The sequence below is a fragment of the Corynebacterium amycolatum SK46 genome (assembly GCF_000173655.1).
Taxonomy (GTDB): Bacteria; Actinomycetota; Actinomycetes; order Mycobacteriales; family Mycobacteriaceae; genus Corynebacterium; species Corynebacterium amycolatum_A.
Map to the genome: position 1 here is coordinate 49,530 of NZ_ABZU01000005.1, position 16,541 is coordinate 66,070.

Sequence of the window (16,541 nt, forward strand, 5' to 3'; positions counted from 1 at the left end):
AAACCAACGGTTTAAATCCTTAGCTGATGAAATTCAAAATGAGATTGGTCCAGACATGAATCGATACGCCTCGAACTTGTCGATAGTCTTCGCGTCTTATGGATCAGCTCAGATACTGCAGCTCGCGATGAGGCTGCGTACTTTGGCTCCTGTGTGCTTTTAGATACGTTAACCCGAGATGCGTTCTCTTCATTATTTGCCGCGCCTCCGGATGTACCTACTAGGATTCTATCCAAGTACACACTGTGCTTTTATCCGCTGTGCTCCAAAAAGTCTTCGTCTGATTACAGCTCGATAATCACCAAAGAATCTTGGTCCAGTACATTGTTAACCGGCCTTTGTTTATTCAATTTATCCCGCGTTCGATGCTGCCTCACTAGTAGTGAGCCATTGAGCTACAGCGATATCGTGCGGAGGATCGAGTAGAGCAAAGTGATCAATACCAAGTCGATCAAAAGTTGCTGACGGACAGATTTTTGACCATGCTCCGCTCGGCGCCACGCGCTCTATCTGCGCATGTGCGGTTTCTCCTCTGTCTGCGACTGCCCCGTCATAAGCAATATCTTCCCCAGTCGCGCCTACAAGGATTCGCGTTTGGGGCAGTTGCCCAGCAATCTCATCTACGTCGCAGGATCTGAGAATAGAAGCATTGAGACGATAAATCTCCCATGCGTTACGCAGAGCTTGGGTTCCTTCATTCATCGTGGCCATTCCTGTAGCTACTGCGGCATTGAGAAGTTCGTCCCAGGCAATGTCGTCTTCGCGAACTTCGGCTACCTCACCAGTGGCTACGGGGCCACGAAGAAATCGCGCACCGTCACCAGGTATAGCCAATCCTACCTGAGCAAATACGAGGAATGCCGTCCTTTCCGGAGTGGCATGTCCACTGGGGTCTGGCGGATCGATAAGGTGAGCCGAACAGCAGGTGAACCCACGGGAAGCGAGCTCGACTGCTACTGCACGCGCATAGACTCCGCCGAGGGAGAACCCAGAGAGACGCAAGTCTGCATCAATTGGAATTTCTGCAGCAATCGCGTCAGACATAGCGGAGACCGCCGTGGCGAATCCGCCTTCGAGATCCTCCCGCGCATTCTCACATGCACTGACCTGGTGAGAATCCGGCAGCAAACGAGACAAACGTAAATACCGGGTAACGGCACCCGACATCGGAGGCAGAAACACCCAGTGCACTTCCTTAACAGAATGGTCACCTGTGCTGTCGCTCTGTGCTGTCCCGCGCAGCCGCACGAGCCCTTGACCTGACGACAAATGTCCTGCATGCACCCCAGCACGAGCCCGGTGAGAAGCATCGATGAGATCTCTCACATTCCCACCGACGATGACCGGTAAGGGCACATCTACATCTAGCTCGCCGAGAAGAGCCCCACGCACCGAAACAGCGGTTAGTGAATCCGCTCCAGTCTCAGCAAAGCTACGAAGATCTTCCGGATCACCTACATACCGCCTCCAAATCTCCGAAATTGCGAAGTCGAGATCCAAACCGGCGCGGGCGGAGTCCCTATCTGCGCTACGAGCAAGACATCGTAATAGACTCGCAGTCGCTTCTGGATTGCGCTTACCTCGCGCCGTCAGCGGAATCTCGCTGGCCATACCTAGTAGCCGAGGCACCGCATACCAGGGAAGTTCGGTCTTGCAACGACGACTGACCGCACGTTTGATCATATCCTCGCCGCTGCTGACTTCTTCAACTGCAGAATCTTGGCTGTTCCAAGACTCGGAGCTGCGTACGGTGTCAGGGACAATAAGGCACCCCAACGCACCATCGACGCGTACAACATGGGCTGCGCTCACCCCATCCACAGAGGTAACAATCCCTTCCACCGTGGCCGGGTCGACACGGTACCCGGATACCTTCAGCATTCGGTCACGACGCCCTTCGATAACCCACCTTCCGTCTGCAAGTACTTGAGCGGCATCTCCAGTGGCATAGGTATCTCCGTTATGCGATTCGAAGCCACCTACACGCTTCTCTAAGTACCCAAGCCCTACTTGCACTCCACCAATGATGAGCTCGCCATCTCGCAGGGAATAGGTAACACCAGGAAGTGGAGTACCAACGGTAATGGGTTCATCCGGCGCAAGATTGCCATACGAAGTCACAACTGTGCATTCGGTCGGCCCGTAACCATTGAGCAGCCGTGCTTCCGGCAGTGCTGCGGCCCAACCACGGATGGCGACGGGGTCAGGGGCTTCACCACCGGCCATCACAAGGCGCACAGAAGACTGATGAAATGCTGATGCTGCAGAAGTGTCGGCATCCATAGCAGTACCGACAGCATTGAAGACACCAGTGGGGAGGCTAAGTACGGTGATTCCACGGGCACAAACTTCGGCAGCAAGAGCAAATGGATCTGTTGCGATAAGTCCTGGAGAAGCTGGTATGACTGGGCACCCAGCATGTAGAGAAGTGCCCACCTGCTCCATGGCCAGGTCAAAGGCCGGATTGGACAGCAGCAATCGACGATCTTCGGAGGTCAATTCGTATAAATCGCAAGTCGATTGGACAAAAGATTTGAATGCACGCCGTCCGATAACAACGCCTTTCGGTGTCCCGGTTGAGCCGGACGTGTAGGCGATATATGCCGGGATGTCGTTGTTACTTGCTGATGCAAACTGCGATGTCAGTCCGAATCTCCGAGGTTGGGAATCTGGAGACGCTAAGTCCAACATTGGACAGGGCTGAAAGGATTCGCCTTGCTCTGACTGTGAAATCGTCCATGCGAGAACAGCTGCTGGAAAAAGTTCGCTGAGCAGAACTGGCTGCAGCATTTCAGGTAGGTGAGGATCAAGTATGGCAGGGACGAGGCCACGTGCCCACAGTTCGGCTAGGGTCGCCGCATGCGCCTGAGGAACGAGATCACGTATTGCAACCACACTCCCGGGGGGAAGGGCCGAGTTATCCAGCAGAGTGGAAAGGGCGTTACGGCATGCCTCTTGCATATTTGAATCGTCCCCGTTGCTCGCTACTGAACGGTCATCCAAAGCGATATCTGATGCATACATTGTTCTCCTTATAGTATCTAGATAGATTCCGTCGTCGCCGCTGAGAGCTCTAGACGGTTATGATTTCGCTTTCTACTACCCAGCAGCGTTATTGCGATGAGAGCAATGACGACGACGAATCCGAGTACAGCTTTAGTGCCCGCTGCAACTGCAAGCGCTGACCCTGCTGCCGCAGCAATTTGCTGACCAAGCATTAAACTGGACGAAACCTTTTTTGCACAGCCGGGATTCGAAATTGTGCCAATATACAGCCCTGGAATCATTACAGCGAATCCGAATACAATGCCGAGGGCGAGTAAAGCTGCCAGAATGACTGGGACTGATGAAGATGGAATGGCAACTGCTACACATGCAATGATGACTAGTCCGCATACCGCCACGCCCCTTATAAGGGGAATCAAAGAAAGGTTGATGCGGAGACCCGAAACTATGATTGATGTCACAATCATTCCTGCGGCAAGAAAACTCGGCGGTAAGGCAGACGTTGACAGTGCAGCCCCGGAGGCTACCAAAACGGAACTGGCCGCAACGAGTGACGCGAAGACACCAGCGAACATTGCAGGAGTCAGCACAAAATACTGCCACTGCCCTTTCGCCTGTTCAGAATCTGACGTAGCGGAGGCCACTGACTGTCTGACTCCACCTTCCCCTTGATGTGAAGTTACTGCAAAGAGACCCACACCTAAGAGAAGAATCACCGGAGCAATAAGCCACATCATACGCACGTGTGAGGAAAACAGTGGTAGGTGCGCGTATAGCGGAACTACGAGAGATGCAATACCCCCTGCGAATGGCCACAGTGCAACGATACGGTGGAATGTGCTGGGATCAGATGTAGATTTCGCCAGCGGAAGAAATCCACCAAGAATGATGCCTGCACACATTCCGAAAAGCAGTCTGCAAACTCCCATACCCCAGACTGATTCGGCGCTAACGGTACCCCAGGAAAAAAGTAAAACAAGAGGCATAATCATATTCAAGCCTCGGACAGTCAAGATCCGAGAATAGAATGTGACGACAAGCCCGAGTGCCAGTCCTAAGAGGTAGATAGGAGTTCCCAGTAGTCCTGTTAGCCCCATGGTCTCGAGGACGGAGCCGACCAGTGGCGAAACTCCGTTATCAGTGGACAACGCAATGATGATGAGTACGGCCCCGAGCTGGTGCCCAATAGCTCTCGAGAAGAGCGGTACCCGCGCCTTGAAGCCCCTAACCATCGATAAGATGATTGGTGCCAGGAACCACGTGAGCTAGGTGAGGGACAATGGAGTCCACATTTACTGTCTTCATAATCCACCTACGCGAGAGCTCATCGGGAGCCTTTAGTTCGCCTACATCCTTCGCATGAATGCAGTGATTATTAAAAGTAATTAACATGTCGCCGACAGGTAAGAAGATTGGCAGTTTCAAGTCATGAAGCATGTTGGAAACTTCAGCAACCGCAGCCTCTGCCTCAGGGTCGATACCAGTGGTGCGCCCTTCAAAGAACCGCAGATTTTGGAGTCTGTCCAAAATCGGGTGAAGTGAGGCCTCACCAAGCTCTTTATCACCGACAACGCTTAAATCGTCAAAGGGGGTGTGGAATCGTGGCTGGCGCAGCAGCTCCCTAAGAGTTGGACTGCACCTTTCAATCAAATCAGCATTCCTCACGAACGAGGTATAAACCTCATTTCGCGAATCATTCCGCATACTGATCATGTGCACAGCATCGGGGCGAACATAGTGATTCGCTAAATCCTTATGGAATCCAATTGCCCCGCGAGCCTTCTGTGATTGCGTCGAAAACATCCCTCGTTTAGGGTGAATATCTTGATGAACATCTCCATCATTAACATTGCGGTAGCCGATTGAAGGTGTTCCACAGAGCTCCGCGAGTGCTGTCAACATACATTCAGCCACCCACGTGCGTTTTTGCACGTACTTCTGCCCAATCGGGTCATCGTTGCCTAATTCGGGAATTTCAGAGTCAATAGGTGCCCCGGCAATCCAGACAACAGGCTGACGATCTCTGTCGCGTCCTTGAAGAATACTGCAAAACTCTGCAAATCTTCTGAAAACATTTTCGGAGGACACACACTGTCTCACTGCATGTACATGTGCTTCGTACTGCCGATACGGCGATTGCCAGATTTTTTCAAATAGCGAACGAATTTCATCGCGCTCCTCTTCCGTGAACCGAAACTCAGCTTCCACAGACCATGGCATTGAATACTCCTTGAAAATCGACTGCAAGGCCAATATAGAAACGGTACCGAAACCCTTGTCACGGATTTGTGCTTTTTGCGATTTTCCAACTCTAGAAATTCTGTCTTAATCGTGAAACGATTACCATCATCGGCAGTGTGTACTCAACACAGACCTTCGAGGCCCTCGCGCAGACCCCGTTCCTTGATGCTGTCCATATCATCTAATCTGCAGATAGGCTATAATTTCCTTAGTGGCCATATGACCATATGTCTATCCAGCTCTTTGGCCAGACAGACACTTATTCTTCCCATAGACGGGGCGCACTCGTCATTGCATATACCGGCCTCAATACTCCTGCGCTAGGAATGCTTACAGTTCAACTTCTCGGGGCGGAGCACAGCTAATTTCTTGAATGATTTCACCGATAATTCGAGGAGACTTCTGTCGATAATGACTGGGGAACCCGGGAGCGAAATCAGTGCCGAGTTGTCTGATGATCCTTGCCGGGGCAATACATCGCTATGAAATGGGTATCGCAGGCGACTTCGATCTGTGGGACTTTGGAGAATGATTCCTTCGTGTTCATCCCATATTGGATGACCAAAAGTGTTTATACGTGCACTTTGCGGCACGAAGCAAAACGGCACAGATGAAAGATGTCACATAGCACTCATGGAGGCGCCATAGGAGCGACAGTGCTGGCTGGCTAGAAATGAAGCAAATATATCTTTCATAACGACAGGTCTTCACCTACGTTACGTCCACTACATGAAGGTTTCTGAGACTCAAGCCATTTTGGCCGCATACCTTTTACCTGCAACATGGTTTAATCACGTCGGCGCACGCGCCAAAAAAGGAATCAACACCACGACAATGACGTTTCTGACGAAGGAATACATAGCCGAATCCGCCGAGGTGTGTACATCCTTTCTCGTGTCGTGGAAGATTCGCTCACGGAACTCCGGGCGACGTGGCTTTTCGACAGACTCAGGGGGGCCTTAGCGAGGAGCACTTTCAGGAAAAACAAACCAATCGTTATCTCTCATTCTCGGCCGTGAGCCTCTTCATGTTGGGAGTTATCACTCCATCGACGCATATTTTTACTTCTTCAAAGTGGAAACAATCATCGGCGGCTGATATTTCCCATCACACCACTAACCTGCCGGACGTCGATTGGGAAACTATCCATGGTCTTCCGGTGACGACCGTGGCACGGCCAATCCGCGATCTGGCGAGAGACAACCTTGATGAAGATCACCTCCACCATGTGAGCGCGGACAGAATTCATAACCAACGCCTCCGCCCTTCAGAGACTGCCAAGGTGATTGATTCCTATGCCTACTAATATGGCAGTGACTCAGGTGATGGCATAGTGACAGAATCGCTGCGACATTTTCCGAAAAATGGAAACATGACGGCGCAACAGAAGCCGAACTCTACAGCATGAAGATTATCTATGATGATTGGGGCAATGCTATGGGAAGCGCTGCATTGTCAGCGCTGACTCAGCAGATGCCAGGAAAATGGTTGTCAAATAGCAAATTACTACTGCCCAGATTACAGCGTTGATGCAAAGTGCGATGAAATCAGTTCCACCACATGAGGAACAAACCTAAGACTAGCGTTGACCCAGTTTATGAATCGCCTGGTCGGGAGGACAGCGTGTCATGAGCTCCGCGTCGCCAGTCGCTAGTATTACCCGCAAGCGGATCCAACTCCTGGCGAAGCTTCGTAATGGAGCGCGACGCCAATCGGTGATGGTAGAGATGTTCAGCACCAATTTGTATTCGACATGTTCCTAACCCGAATGCTTGCTCATGCAAACTGTGATCGGGTTCTGAAAGGTGACACGAGTCCTCTTCTGCGTATTGGCTCTGGCCAACGCAGCCGTGATATTGGCCTAGATCGCCGGGAGCAAGCCCTCCGGCAGAAGCCGCAGGCGCTTGTCAAGGAGCCCGGATCAACGGATTCCGGTTTTTAGCTTCAATTTGAAAGAACCTGCCAGAGATAACCGGAATCCGATGGTTCGGGCTCGAGAGGCGTTCAATGTAATTCTCAGAATCGGAACACAGCAGGTCATTCTCTTCGGCGTGGATATCTGTACCCCACAACGCCTCGATGCACTAATCGACCTAGTGAAAAGCAATCCGGTCATTGATTATGAAGCGCTCCCAGCCGACACCTTCCAGCTGCGATTGCGTTGAAAATGCGACCTAGCGACGATCCTCGAACCAACCGGTAACAGCCGGTGCTGTGTTCTCGTAGACCAGCTTGGCTTCGGTGTACTCCTCCAGGCCGGTCGGACCCAGCTCGCGGCCAATACCGGACTGACCAAAGCCGCCCCACTCGGCCTGTGGCAGGTAGGGGCCAAAGTCGTTGATCCAGACGGTGCCGTGGCGCAGCCCGCGGGAAACGCGCTCAGAAACCTCGCGGTTGGATGTCCACACCGCACCGGCCAGGCCGTATTCGGTGTCGTTGCCAATCTCGATGGCCTCATCAACCGTGGTGAAGGTCTCCACCGTCACCACCGGGCCAAAGGCTTCGTCGTGAACGCAGTCCATCTCGCGAGTGACCTGGTCAATCACGGTTGGGAGGTAGAAGTAGCCGTCGGCAAGCGAGGCGGAACCGTCAGCGGTGGCGCCGGTGGCAATCTCGCCGCCCACGCGCACGCGAGCGCCCTGCTCACGAGCCCGATCGACGTATGCCGCGACCTTATCCAGGTGCTGCTTGGAAATCAGCGCACCGGTCTCGGCCTTCTCATCGAGTGGACCGCCGAGCTGGATGTGCCCGGCGCGCTCGACCAGATCGCCGACAAACTTCTCAGCGATGGACTCCTCCACCACCAGACGAGCACCCGCCGAGCAGACCTGACCGGAGTGCAGGAACGCAGCATTGAGGGCATTGTCCAAAGCGGCTTCGTAGTCAGCGTCGGCGAAGATGATGTTCGGGTTCTTGCCGCCGAGCTCAAGCGCAACCTTCTTCACGGACTTGGCTGCTTCACCAGCAATAATCTTGCCAGTGACAAGACCGCCAGTGAAGGAGACCATGTCCACCTTCGGATGCGAGGACAACGGTGCGCCCGCTTCGGCGCCAGCGCCGGTAATGAGGTTGGCAACGCCTGCCGGAACGCCCAGGTCATCGATAACGTGCATGAGCAGGATAGCCGTGTGCGGAGTCAGCTCCGCCGGCTTCAACACAAAGGTATTGCCCGTGGCCAGGCACGGTGCGACCTTCCATGCGGTCTGCAGCAGCGGGTAGTTCCACGGCGTAATCAGACCACAGACACCGACGGGTTCACGCACAATGCGCGCAACGACGGTCGGGTCATCAGCATCCACGAGACGACCAGCATCATTGCCCGCCAGCTTTCCGAAGTACTCGAAGCAGGCGATGATGTCATCCATATCGGCTGCTGCCTCAGGCAGGCGCTTGCCGGTATCCATGGCCTCCGCCCAGGCAAATTCGTCCTTGCGCTCCTTGATGGCAGCTCCAATATCGAGTACCAACTTGCTGCGCTCAGCTGTGCTCCAGGATGCCCAGGAACCTTCTCCGGTACGTCGGAAAGCAGCGTCGGCGGCGGCGATGGCTCGCTCGGTGTCGGCGGCATCGGCTTCCGCGACCTCTGCGATGAAAGAACCGTCGGCTGGGCACTCGATGGTGCGAGTGGTGCCAGCGGCCGCAGCGGACCAGGTGCCGTTGATAAACAGCGTGGCCGCGCTTTCGTGCGATTTGGCGGTCTCGGGTGCGAGGGCCTTATCGGTAGTGGAAGGCTTAAAGGTCATTTAGGAATCCTCCTTGGCGTAGTCATCAGACCATTCGCGGACGGGGTCGGCATTATCGGACAGATCTGAGGTGCCCGGGAGATCAGACTGCATGTGCAGGAACTCCAGGTGCCGTTCGTAGAGGTCGAGGACGTCGGAAATCAGCTGCTCTTGGGTGTAGCCATAAATGTCGTAGCCGAGCGAGCCGGTAAGCGTGAAGACCTCGAGACGGTAGTAGTAAATATCGGCATCACTGTCCAGGTGTACCAGGCCGGCAAAGGACGGCGTCAAGTGTTCAACCGGATAGACCTGGTAGCGGAAGCTCATCTCCTCGCCGAAGCCGACCTGCAGGTCAATCTGGTCGATGCCGACTTCTTCAACTGGTTCTCGGTGCAGCGCCACCTCACCGCCACGTTCCTTGATGGCTCCCGCGACCTGCTCGAGCGCGGGCTGCACCACTCGGTCGAGATAGCGCGTGACCGGCTTCTTGCCCGGGAAGGACATGGAGCGGGCAAGGCGCTTCTGCCAATCCCCCTGCTGGCCGTCCACAGCGCGGCCCGACATCGCCCCGTGGAGGGCTCGACGTGTCGAATCCTGTTGCAACAGCTCCAGTCGCAGCGACTTGAACAGGCCATACATCACCAGATAGATGACAAAGGCAAACGGCAGACCCATCACAATTGTTGCCGACTGCAGTGTCGGAATACCGCCGACATAGAGCATCGAGATGGTCAGCACACCGACCACGACAGCCCAGAAAATCCGGGTCCACTTCTTGCCGTCCTGCTGTGTGTCAGTGATCTTCGACGTGAAGTTACTCATCACCAGTGCCGCCGAGTCCGCCGAGGTGATGTAGAGCAACAGGCCAATCAGAGATGCGACTGCAGCCACCATCATCGGCGCCGGGTACTGCTCCAGCAGCAGGTAGAAGGCACGCTCCGGGTAATCCAGTGCCGTCTGGCCAAACTCCGAATCGCCATTGATAACCAGGTCCAGCGCCGAGTTACCGAACACCGACACCCACATCAGGACGAAGAGGAATGGAATGGTCAGCGTGCCGACGACAAACTGGCGCAGGCTACGGCCACGGGAAATACGGGCCAGGAACAAACCGACGAATGGAGCCCAGGCCACCCACCAAGCCCAGAAGAACAGAGTCCAGGCGTTCAGCCATTCCTGTGCGCCCGAGAAGGCGTAGGTATCCATAGTCATGGACGGGAACTTGGAGACGTACTCGCCGACGTTCATCACCAGGGCGTCAAACAGGAACGCCGTGCGACCAGTGACCAGGATGTAGAGCATCAGGCAAATGGCCAGGCCAACGTTGAGTTCCGAGAGACGACGAATTCCCTTGTCAACGCCCGAGACGGCAGATGCGATGGCCACTGATACAGCCACCACGATTAGCGCAATCTGCCAGGACGTACTCTCCTCCACCCCGAACAGCACGCGCAGGCCGTAATTCAGCTGGACGACGCCGATACCCAGCGAAGTTGCGACACCGAAAACGGTACCGAGCATCGCTGCGATTTCGACCGCTTCACCAGCGGGGCCGTGGATGCGCTTGCCAATGATTGGGTAGAGCGCCGAGCGAATGGTCAGTGGCATGTTCAAGCGGTAAGCGAAGTAGCCGAATGCCATGCCCATCAGTGCGTAGAGCGCCCAACCGGTCACGCCGTAGTGGAAGAGCGTAAAGACGACTGCCTGACGCGCGGCTTCGATGGTCTCCGCATCTCCGGTCGGCGGGCCATAGTACTGTGCCACCGGCTCTGCTACCGAGAAGAAGAGCAAGTCAATGCCGATACCTGCGGCAAAGAGCATAGAGGCCCAAGAAAACAGGCCGAACTGAGGTTTGGCGTGATCGGGACCGAGCTTAATCTGCCCCGTTCGCGAGATGGCGATGTAGAGCATGAAGAGCACTGCCACCGTCGCGGTCACGATATAGAACCAACCGAAGTTCTTCGATACCCAGGCGACAATGCCAGCTAGGGTGTCCGCTGCATTGTCCGGGGCAAAAATAGCCCACAGGGCAATGGCGAGAATACCAACGCCTGAAATAATAAATACAGGCCAGTTGACCTCAGGCTCAGAGGTCGCACTCGCTTGCGCTTGTTGTGGAGGGACCGACTGCGATCGCTGCATTTCTTGCGACGATCCAGATTTTTCCTCCGTTACCTTCTCAGTTGGCGGAGTATCAGACATAGGAAAATCCTTCAGATTCGGGAACTAATCCAGCATACCTAGTTTGAATAATCCCTCAAGTCTTAGAATCGATTCAGAAGAATTCCTTAACCCCAATATCAACACCATTACCTGCATCTTTACCTAGTTTTCACGGCGTTGAAAATCATTCCAACTGGAATTGAATGTCAATTGTATGCCATTCTATATCTGTGAAGGGGATTTGAGATACGCCTCCGGCCACTTATTTCAATATCGATATATAGGGCACGCCTTTAAATATCACTTGAGGCTTATCGCAGTCCTTGAAAACCATTCCGATACACATCGGTACACAACCTACGGAGGTACACCAGAACATGGGAGCTTTCCCGGCTGTCTTCAACTTCGGTAAAAAGAATGGCAACACCACAGTCGAACACCGCGACGTCGTCATCGTTGGCGCGGGCTCTGCCGGCTCTGTGCTGGCTAACCGGCTGTCCGCAGACCACACTCAGCAGGTGCTCGTACTCGAAGCCGGCCGCATGGACTCCCTCTGGGATCTCTACATTCACATGCCTTCGGCGTTCTCCTTCCCAATCGGCAACAAGTACTACGACTGGAAGTACGAATCCGAGCCGGAACCGGAGATGAACGGTCGTCGCATCTACCACGCCCGCGGCAAGGTCGTCGGCGGTTCCTCCTCCATCAACGGCCAGATCTACCAGCGCGGCAACCCGATGGACTACGACAAGTGGGGCGACACCAAGGGGCTGGAAAACTGGGGTTGGAACCATGTCCTGCCGTACTTCAAGCGCATGGAAAATGCGCTGGGCTCCGACAAGGACGACCCGCGCCGTGGCCACGACGGCCCGCTGCGTATGAAGCGCGGACCGGCCGATTCTCCGCTGTTCAAGGCTTTCTTTAAGTCTGTACAGCAGGCCGGCTACAACTACACCCCGGACGTCAATGGCTACCGCCAGGAGGGCTTCGGCCCCTTCGACGCGAACATCGACAAGGGCCGTCGTCTCTCCGCAGCTCGCGCATACCTGCACCCAGCCCTGCAGCGCCCGAATCTGGAGCTCCGCACCCGCGCGGAAGCCACCCGCATCCTCTTCGAGGGCACCAAGGCCGTCGGCGTGGAGTACACCTGGAAGGGTCACACGCGCCAGGTGCGAGCAGACAAGGTTATCCTCTGCGGTGGCGCTTTCAACTCTCCCCAGCTGCTCGAGGTCTCCGGCATTGGCGATGAGAAAATCTTGAATGCCGCCGGAGTGAACGTCGTCAAGCACCTGCCTGGCGTCGGCGAGAACCTGCAGGACCACCTGGAGGTCTACATTCAGTACAACGCCACCCAGCCGGTGTCTTCACAGCCGTACCTGGAGAAGTGGCGTTGGCCGTTCATTGGCCTGTGGTGGATGCTCACCCACAAGGGCCCGGTGGCGACGTCGCACTTCGAGGGCGGCGGTTTCGCCCGCTCCAACGACAACGAGCCCTACCCGAACCTGATGTTCCACTTCCTGCCGCTGGCCATGCGTTACGACGGCACAAAGATCGATAGCCCGCACGGTTTCCAGTTCCACGTTGGTCCGATGTACTCGGACGCCCGTGGCCATGTTCACATCACCTCCTCGGACATCAAGGTCAAGCCGTCGATTCTGTTCAACTACCTGTCCACTGATCAGGACCGTCGTGAATGGGTCGAGGCTGTCAAGGTCTCCCGTAAGCTGCTGGACACTCCAGCAATGAAGGAGTACACCGACGGCGAGATTTCTCCGGGCGCAGACGTGCAGACCGACGAGGAAATCCTCGAGTGGGTCCGCAGGGATGCCGAGACCGCACTGCACCCATCCTGCACCTGCAAGATGGGTCCGGCCTCCGACGAGATGGCCGTGGTCGATCCGGAAACCATGCAGGTCCACGGCACCGAGGGCCTCTACGTGGTTGACGCTTCGGTCATGCCGGGCATCACCAACGGCAATATCTACGCACCGACCATGATGATTGCCGAAAAGGCCGCTGACCTCATCGCCGGCAAGACCCCGCTGGCACCGCAGGACATTCCGTTCTACCGCGCCGGCCAGGGCATGCCGCTAGATCCGCCGGAGAACAATAAGTAGTTCTTGAATTCTTGAGGCGGCAGCGGAGCGTCTATTGCGCAACGCCGTTCGTCGGCACCGGCCGGATTCTCCCACACGGGGGAATCCGGCCTTAGTGTTACTCTCGCCCTATGAGCAGCACAACCTCGCAATCACCCGAAAACCTACGACGCTCATCAATCATCTTGGCACCGATGGCTGGAGGACCATCCACGCCAGAACTGGTCGCAGCAGTTTCTAATGCTGGCGGGGTTGGTACCCTTGCCGCTGGATATCTCACTGTCGAAAAGCTCACCGAACAGGCACGGCAGACGTGCGCGCTGCTTGACGACGGCAAAGGTTTCGGCATCAACCTCTTCTGCCCCAACACGGCTGGCGCCCGTGGCGGAACCTCCGAGGGTGAGCTCGCTCAGTGGACCGCTTTTCGTAATCGTCTGGCGCCGGTTGCTGCCCACTTCGAGGCCGATTTGCCCGACACTCCAACCTGGTCAGATGACTATTTCCCGGCAAAAGTCGAGGCAATTCTGGCCGATAATTTTCTGCCCAATCCGAATGCGCTGGAGTTCGTCTCCTTCACCTTTGGCTATCCAGATAAAGAGGTCATTGCTCGGGTAAAGGAATCTGGCCGCAAAGTGATTTTGAATGCGACCTCAATTGAAGGCGTGCGGGCGGCGGCTGCAGCTGGCGCTGATCGCATTGTTCTGCAGGGATTAGCTGCGGGTGGGCACCGCGCATTCGTGAAGGGCAAGGATTCGTCCGATAGCATTGGGGCCTCTGTAGAAGAGCTCGCCCAAGCAGTCACCGAGGCGAGTGCAGTTACCGATGTTCCCATCATCGCCGCTGGTGGGGTGGGTAACCGAGAGGACGTCGTCAAGCTTGTGGGAGCTGGCGCGACGGCTGTGCAAGTTGGCACGCGGTTCCTCACCACCGCGGAGGCGGGTACGAAGGAGACCCACCGACGGGCATTGCGTGAGCTCACGGAGCGCGGTACCGTTTTGACTCACGCCTTTTCCGGTAAGCCCGCGCGTGCAATTGAGAACACGTTTACCCGGGAGCTTTCTGCGGTCGCTCCGGAGCTTTACCCACAACTGCACTACTTGACCACGCCGATTCGCGGCGCAGCGAATAAGACCGGCGATCCTGAATATCTCAACTTATGGGCCGGTATTGCTTTTTCTCAGTGCGAGGATCAATATGCGGGCGATGTCGTTGCGGAGCTTTCCGGCTCAGCCGAGTAATACGAAGCCACCGAAGCTACAAACAACACAATGACCAGCCACGGGCATACATCGTGGCTGGTCATTGGGCTTTATCTGTGACGACGTCTTTTATGACGACGGTGCAGTTGGAGTGTTAAGCGTCTAGCAGCCAGTCGTTCGGGCTGAACAGCTCGAAGTGGACGTTGCTGCGATCGACCCCGCGATCCGCAAGTTGCTTGCGTACTGCCTGTAGGAAGCCGTTTCCTCCGCAGAGGTAGTACTGCGCCCCTTCTGGCAGGTCAACATCGGTCAAATCCATCAAATCCGGCTCGTACCACACCTGCTGGCGGGCATTGGCTAGCGCGGCGACAGCATTGTCACGCTCTGCGCGCAGGGCATCTGCGGCTTCTGCGCGGTCCGCGTGGAGGACGACGACATCACGCTTGGAGTCGGCTGCCACCAGGGCATCCAGCATGCCAATCATGGGTGTGGCGCCAATACCTGCGGAAATAAGTACCACCGGGTCGTCGGATTTCATATCCAGCACCAGGTCGCCTGCAGGCAGAGAAATTTCGATGGCATCGCCCGGCTGCACCTTTTCCCACAGCTGTGTGGAAACTTCGCCAGCCGGCAGGTCCTCGGAGGCATCGACACGACGAACCGCGAAGGTCAGAACACCTTCCTTGCCGCCGACCAGAGAGTATTGACGTAGCTGGCGGGCGCCGTCCGGCATGGTCTGACGCACAGAGATGTACTGTCCCGGGAGGTAGGAAACGGGGGATTCGTAGTCAAGCTTGACGGAGAACACTGCGACATCATCACCGCGCTCTTCACGAGAAACGACATGAGCGGCGCGGAAGACATCACCTGCTTCGACACCGAGGTCGTCATAGAGCCCCTTCTCGAAGTTGATGAGAACACGCTGCATCTCCAGGTAGACAGCATCCCACGCGTCGCGGACAGCTCCCTGAAAGACCTCTGGGGTGAGGATTTCCTCGATGGCATCGAAGAGGTGCTTGTGTACGATTGGGTACTGCTCCGGCTTGATGCCAACGGAGATGTGCTTGTGGCCGATGCGGGAAAGCAGTTCTTCCGGGGCGGGAGCATCTGGGTCGACCAGGGTAGCTGCGAAGGTAGCGACGGATGCCGCCAGCGCCTTCTGCTGAGCACCCTGCTTCTGGTTGCCGCGGTTGAAGGTATCGGCAATGAGCTCGGGGTGAGCAGCGAACATCCGGTTATAGAAATTCGGCGTGATTTTCTCGATGTTGGCACCGACGACGGGCAGGGTTTGGGTGATGACTTCAGCCTGCTCTGGGGTCAGGCCGTTCTTGTTGACATTCAGGTTTGGCATGACTTCACAATAACACTATATTGCGCATTCTGTTTGCGTATTATTGCCCAATGGTGTCCCCAACTACTCTATGCGGTTGAGTTTTACCCGCCTTGAACTGCACAAATGGCAATGTCGAAAACTTCACCAGAAAACTTCGACAGCACCATTTTTAGTTTTTTTAACCCGCGGTCAGGCCTTCAGCTCTGCACCTAAACCGGGCGAATACTGAGCATCGAACCCTTAGGCACGCTATCCCCCTCGGGAGTATCACCATCCGCACCATCAACCGGCTTGACGGGAATGAGATCCGCAATCAACACCGGATCGAGTGCAGCGAAGAACGCCTCCTGTGCAGCCGCTAACTTGCCACGCAACAGGCACGTCGGCAGCAATGGGCAGTCAGTGCCGACGCAATCGACGACCTCGTTGTTTTCCAGAGTGCGCAGCAGCTTGCCGACGGATTTATCCGTAGCCGAATCCCGCAGATAAATGCCACCATTGCGCCCCTTGACCGCGTCCAAGAAGCCGAGCTCCACAAGTCGCGAGACAACCTTGGAAACATGCGCGCGAGACGCATTGAGAGACTCCGCCACCTCGGCAGCGGTGTATTTGCGCCCCGGCTCCCCCATCGCCATCAAAGTGATGACACGAAGGCTCAAATCAGAGAAAAGCGTTAGTTGCATTGCGTGCCACCCTTCATCGTTGTACTGCACAAACCACCCCCTTGCCAGCCACTTCGGGCAACAAGGGGGTGGTTCTAGGTTCTAGCTTTCAGCAAGGC

Annotated in this window: 10 protein-coding genes and 2 pseudogenes; 3 read left to right on the top strand and 9 right to left on the bottom strand. The window is 55.6% G+C overall.

Translation table 11 applies throughout. The features are described 5' to 3' along the window. Positions 1 to 351 precede the first annotated feature (351 nt). From CORAM0001_RS04785 to betT, 6 genes are all read right to left on the bottom strand, one after another. Positions 352 to 3,024, bottom strand: a complete 2,673-nt coding sequence (locus CORAM0001_RS04785) for an AMP-binding protein (protein WP_005510512.1) — start codon at positions 3,022 to 3,024, stop codon at positions 352 to 354. Between the two features lie 17 nt (positions 3,025 to 3,041). Then, positions 3,042 to 3,908, bottom strand: a complete 867-nt coding sequence (locus tag CORAM0001_RS04790) for a hypothetical protein (protein WP_157752532.1) — start codon at positions 3,906 to 3,908, stop codon at positions 3,042 to 3,044. Positions 3,909 to 4,230: 322 nt separating this feature from the next. After that, on the bottom strand, positions 4,231 to 5,226 hold the full coding sequence (locus CORAM0001_RS04795; protein WP_005510564.1) for a hypothetical protein: 996 nt from the start codon (positions 5,224 to 5,226) through the stop codon (positions 4,231 to 4,233). Between the two features lie 1,105 nt (positions 5,227 to 6,331). Further along, a complete protein-coding gene (locus CORAM0001_RS11330) occupies positions 6,332 to 6,496 on the bottom strand; it encodes a hypothetical protein (protein WP_005510474.1) in 165 nt (54 codons plus the stop codon). Positions 6,497 to 7,421: 925 nt separating this feature from the next. Then, positions 7,422 to 8,990, bottom strand: coding sequence for an aldehyde dehydrogenase family protein (locus CORAM0001_RS04805; RefSeq protein ID WP_005510437.1), 1,569 nt, complete (start codon positions 8,988 to 8,990; stop codon positions 7,422 to 7,424). Next, a complete protein-coding gene (gene betT, locus CORAM0001_RS04810; protein ID WP_005510448.1) occupies positions 8,991 to 11,171 on the bottom strand; it encodes a choline BCCT transporter BetT in 2,181 nt (726 codons plus the stop codon). Between the two features lie 338 nt (positions 11,172 to 11,509). Here betT and betA point away from each other — a divergent pair, with 338 nt between their 5' ends. Together betA and CORAM0001_RS04820 are read left to right on the top strand one after the other, a co-directional pair. Beyond that, positions 11,510 to 13,249: a choline dehydrogenase gene (betA, locus tag CORAM0001_RS04815; RefSeq protein WP_005510539.1), complete on the top strand. Its 1,740-nt coding sequence runs from the start codon at positions 11,510 to 11,512 to the stop codon at positions 13,247 to 13,249. A 110-nt stretch (positions 13,250 to 13,359) separates the two neighbouring features. Beyond that, on the top strand, positions 13,360 to 14,466 hold the full coding sequence (locus tag CORAM0001_RS04820; RefSeq protein ID WP_005510517.1) for an NAD(P)H-dependent flavin oxidoreductase: 1,107 nt from the start codon (positions 13,360 to 13,362) through the stop codon (positions 14,464 to 14,466). Positions 14,467 to 14,581: 115 nt separating this feature from the next. Here the strand turns inward: CORAM0001_RS04820 and CORAM0001_RS11665 are convergent, their stop codons facing one another. Further along, positions 14,582 to 15,340, bottom strand: coding sequence for an FAD-binding oxidoreductase (locus CORAM0001_RS11665; protein ID WP_425265860.1), 759 nt, complete (start codon positions 15,338 to 15,340; stop codon positions 14,582 to 14,584). Between CORAM0001_RS11665 and CORAM0001_RS11670 the strand changes: the two are divergent. Then, a pseudogene (locus CORAM0001_RS11670) lies at positions 15,272 to 15,436 on the top strand (hypothetical protein); the annotation flags it as partial. The gene CORAM0001_RS11665 and the pseudogene CORAM0001_RS11670 sit on opposite strands and share 69 nt — an antisense overlap. On the opposite strand, the pseudogene CORAM0001_RS11675 reads toward CORAM0001_RS11670, so the two are convergent. Together CORAM0001_RS11675 and CORAM0001_RS04830 are read right to left on the bottom strand one after the other, a co-directional pair. Next, positions 15,362 to 15,778: pseudogene (locus tag CORAM0001_RS11675) on the bottom strand (globin domain-containing protein); the annotation flags it as partial. The pseudogenes CORAM0001_RS11670 and CORAM0001_RS11675 sit on opposite strands and share 75 nt — an antisense overlap. 191 nt (positions 15,779 to 15,969) lie before the next feature. Beyond that, positions 15,970 to 16,473: an Rrf2 family transcriptional regulator gene (locus CORAM0001_RS04830; RefSeq protein ID WP_244261995.1), complete on the bottom strand. Its 504-nt coding sequence runs from the start codon at positions 16,471 to 16,473 to the stop codon at positions 15,970 to 15,972. Between the last annotated feature and the right edge of the window lie 68 nt (positions 16,474 to 16,541).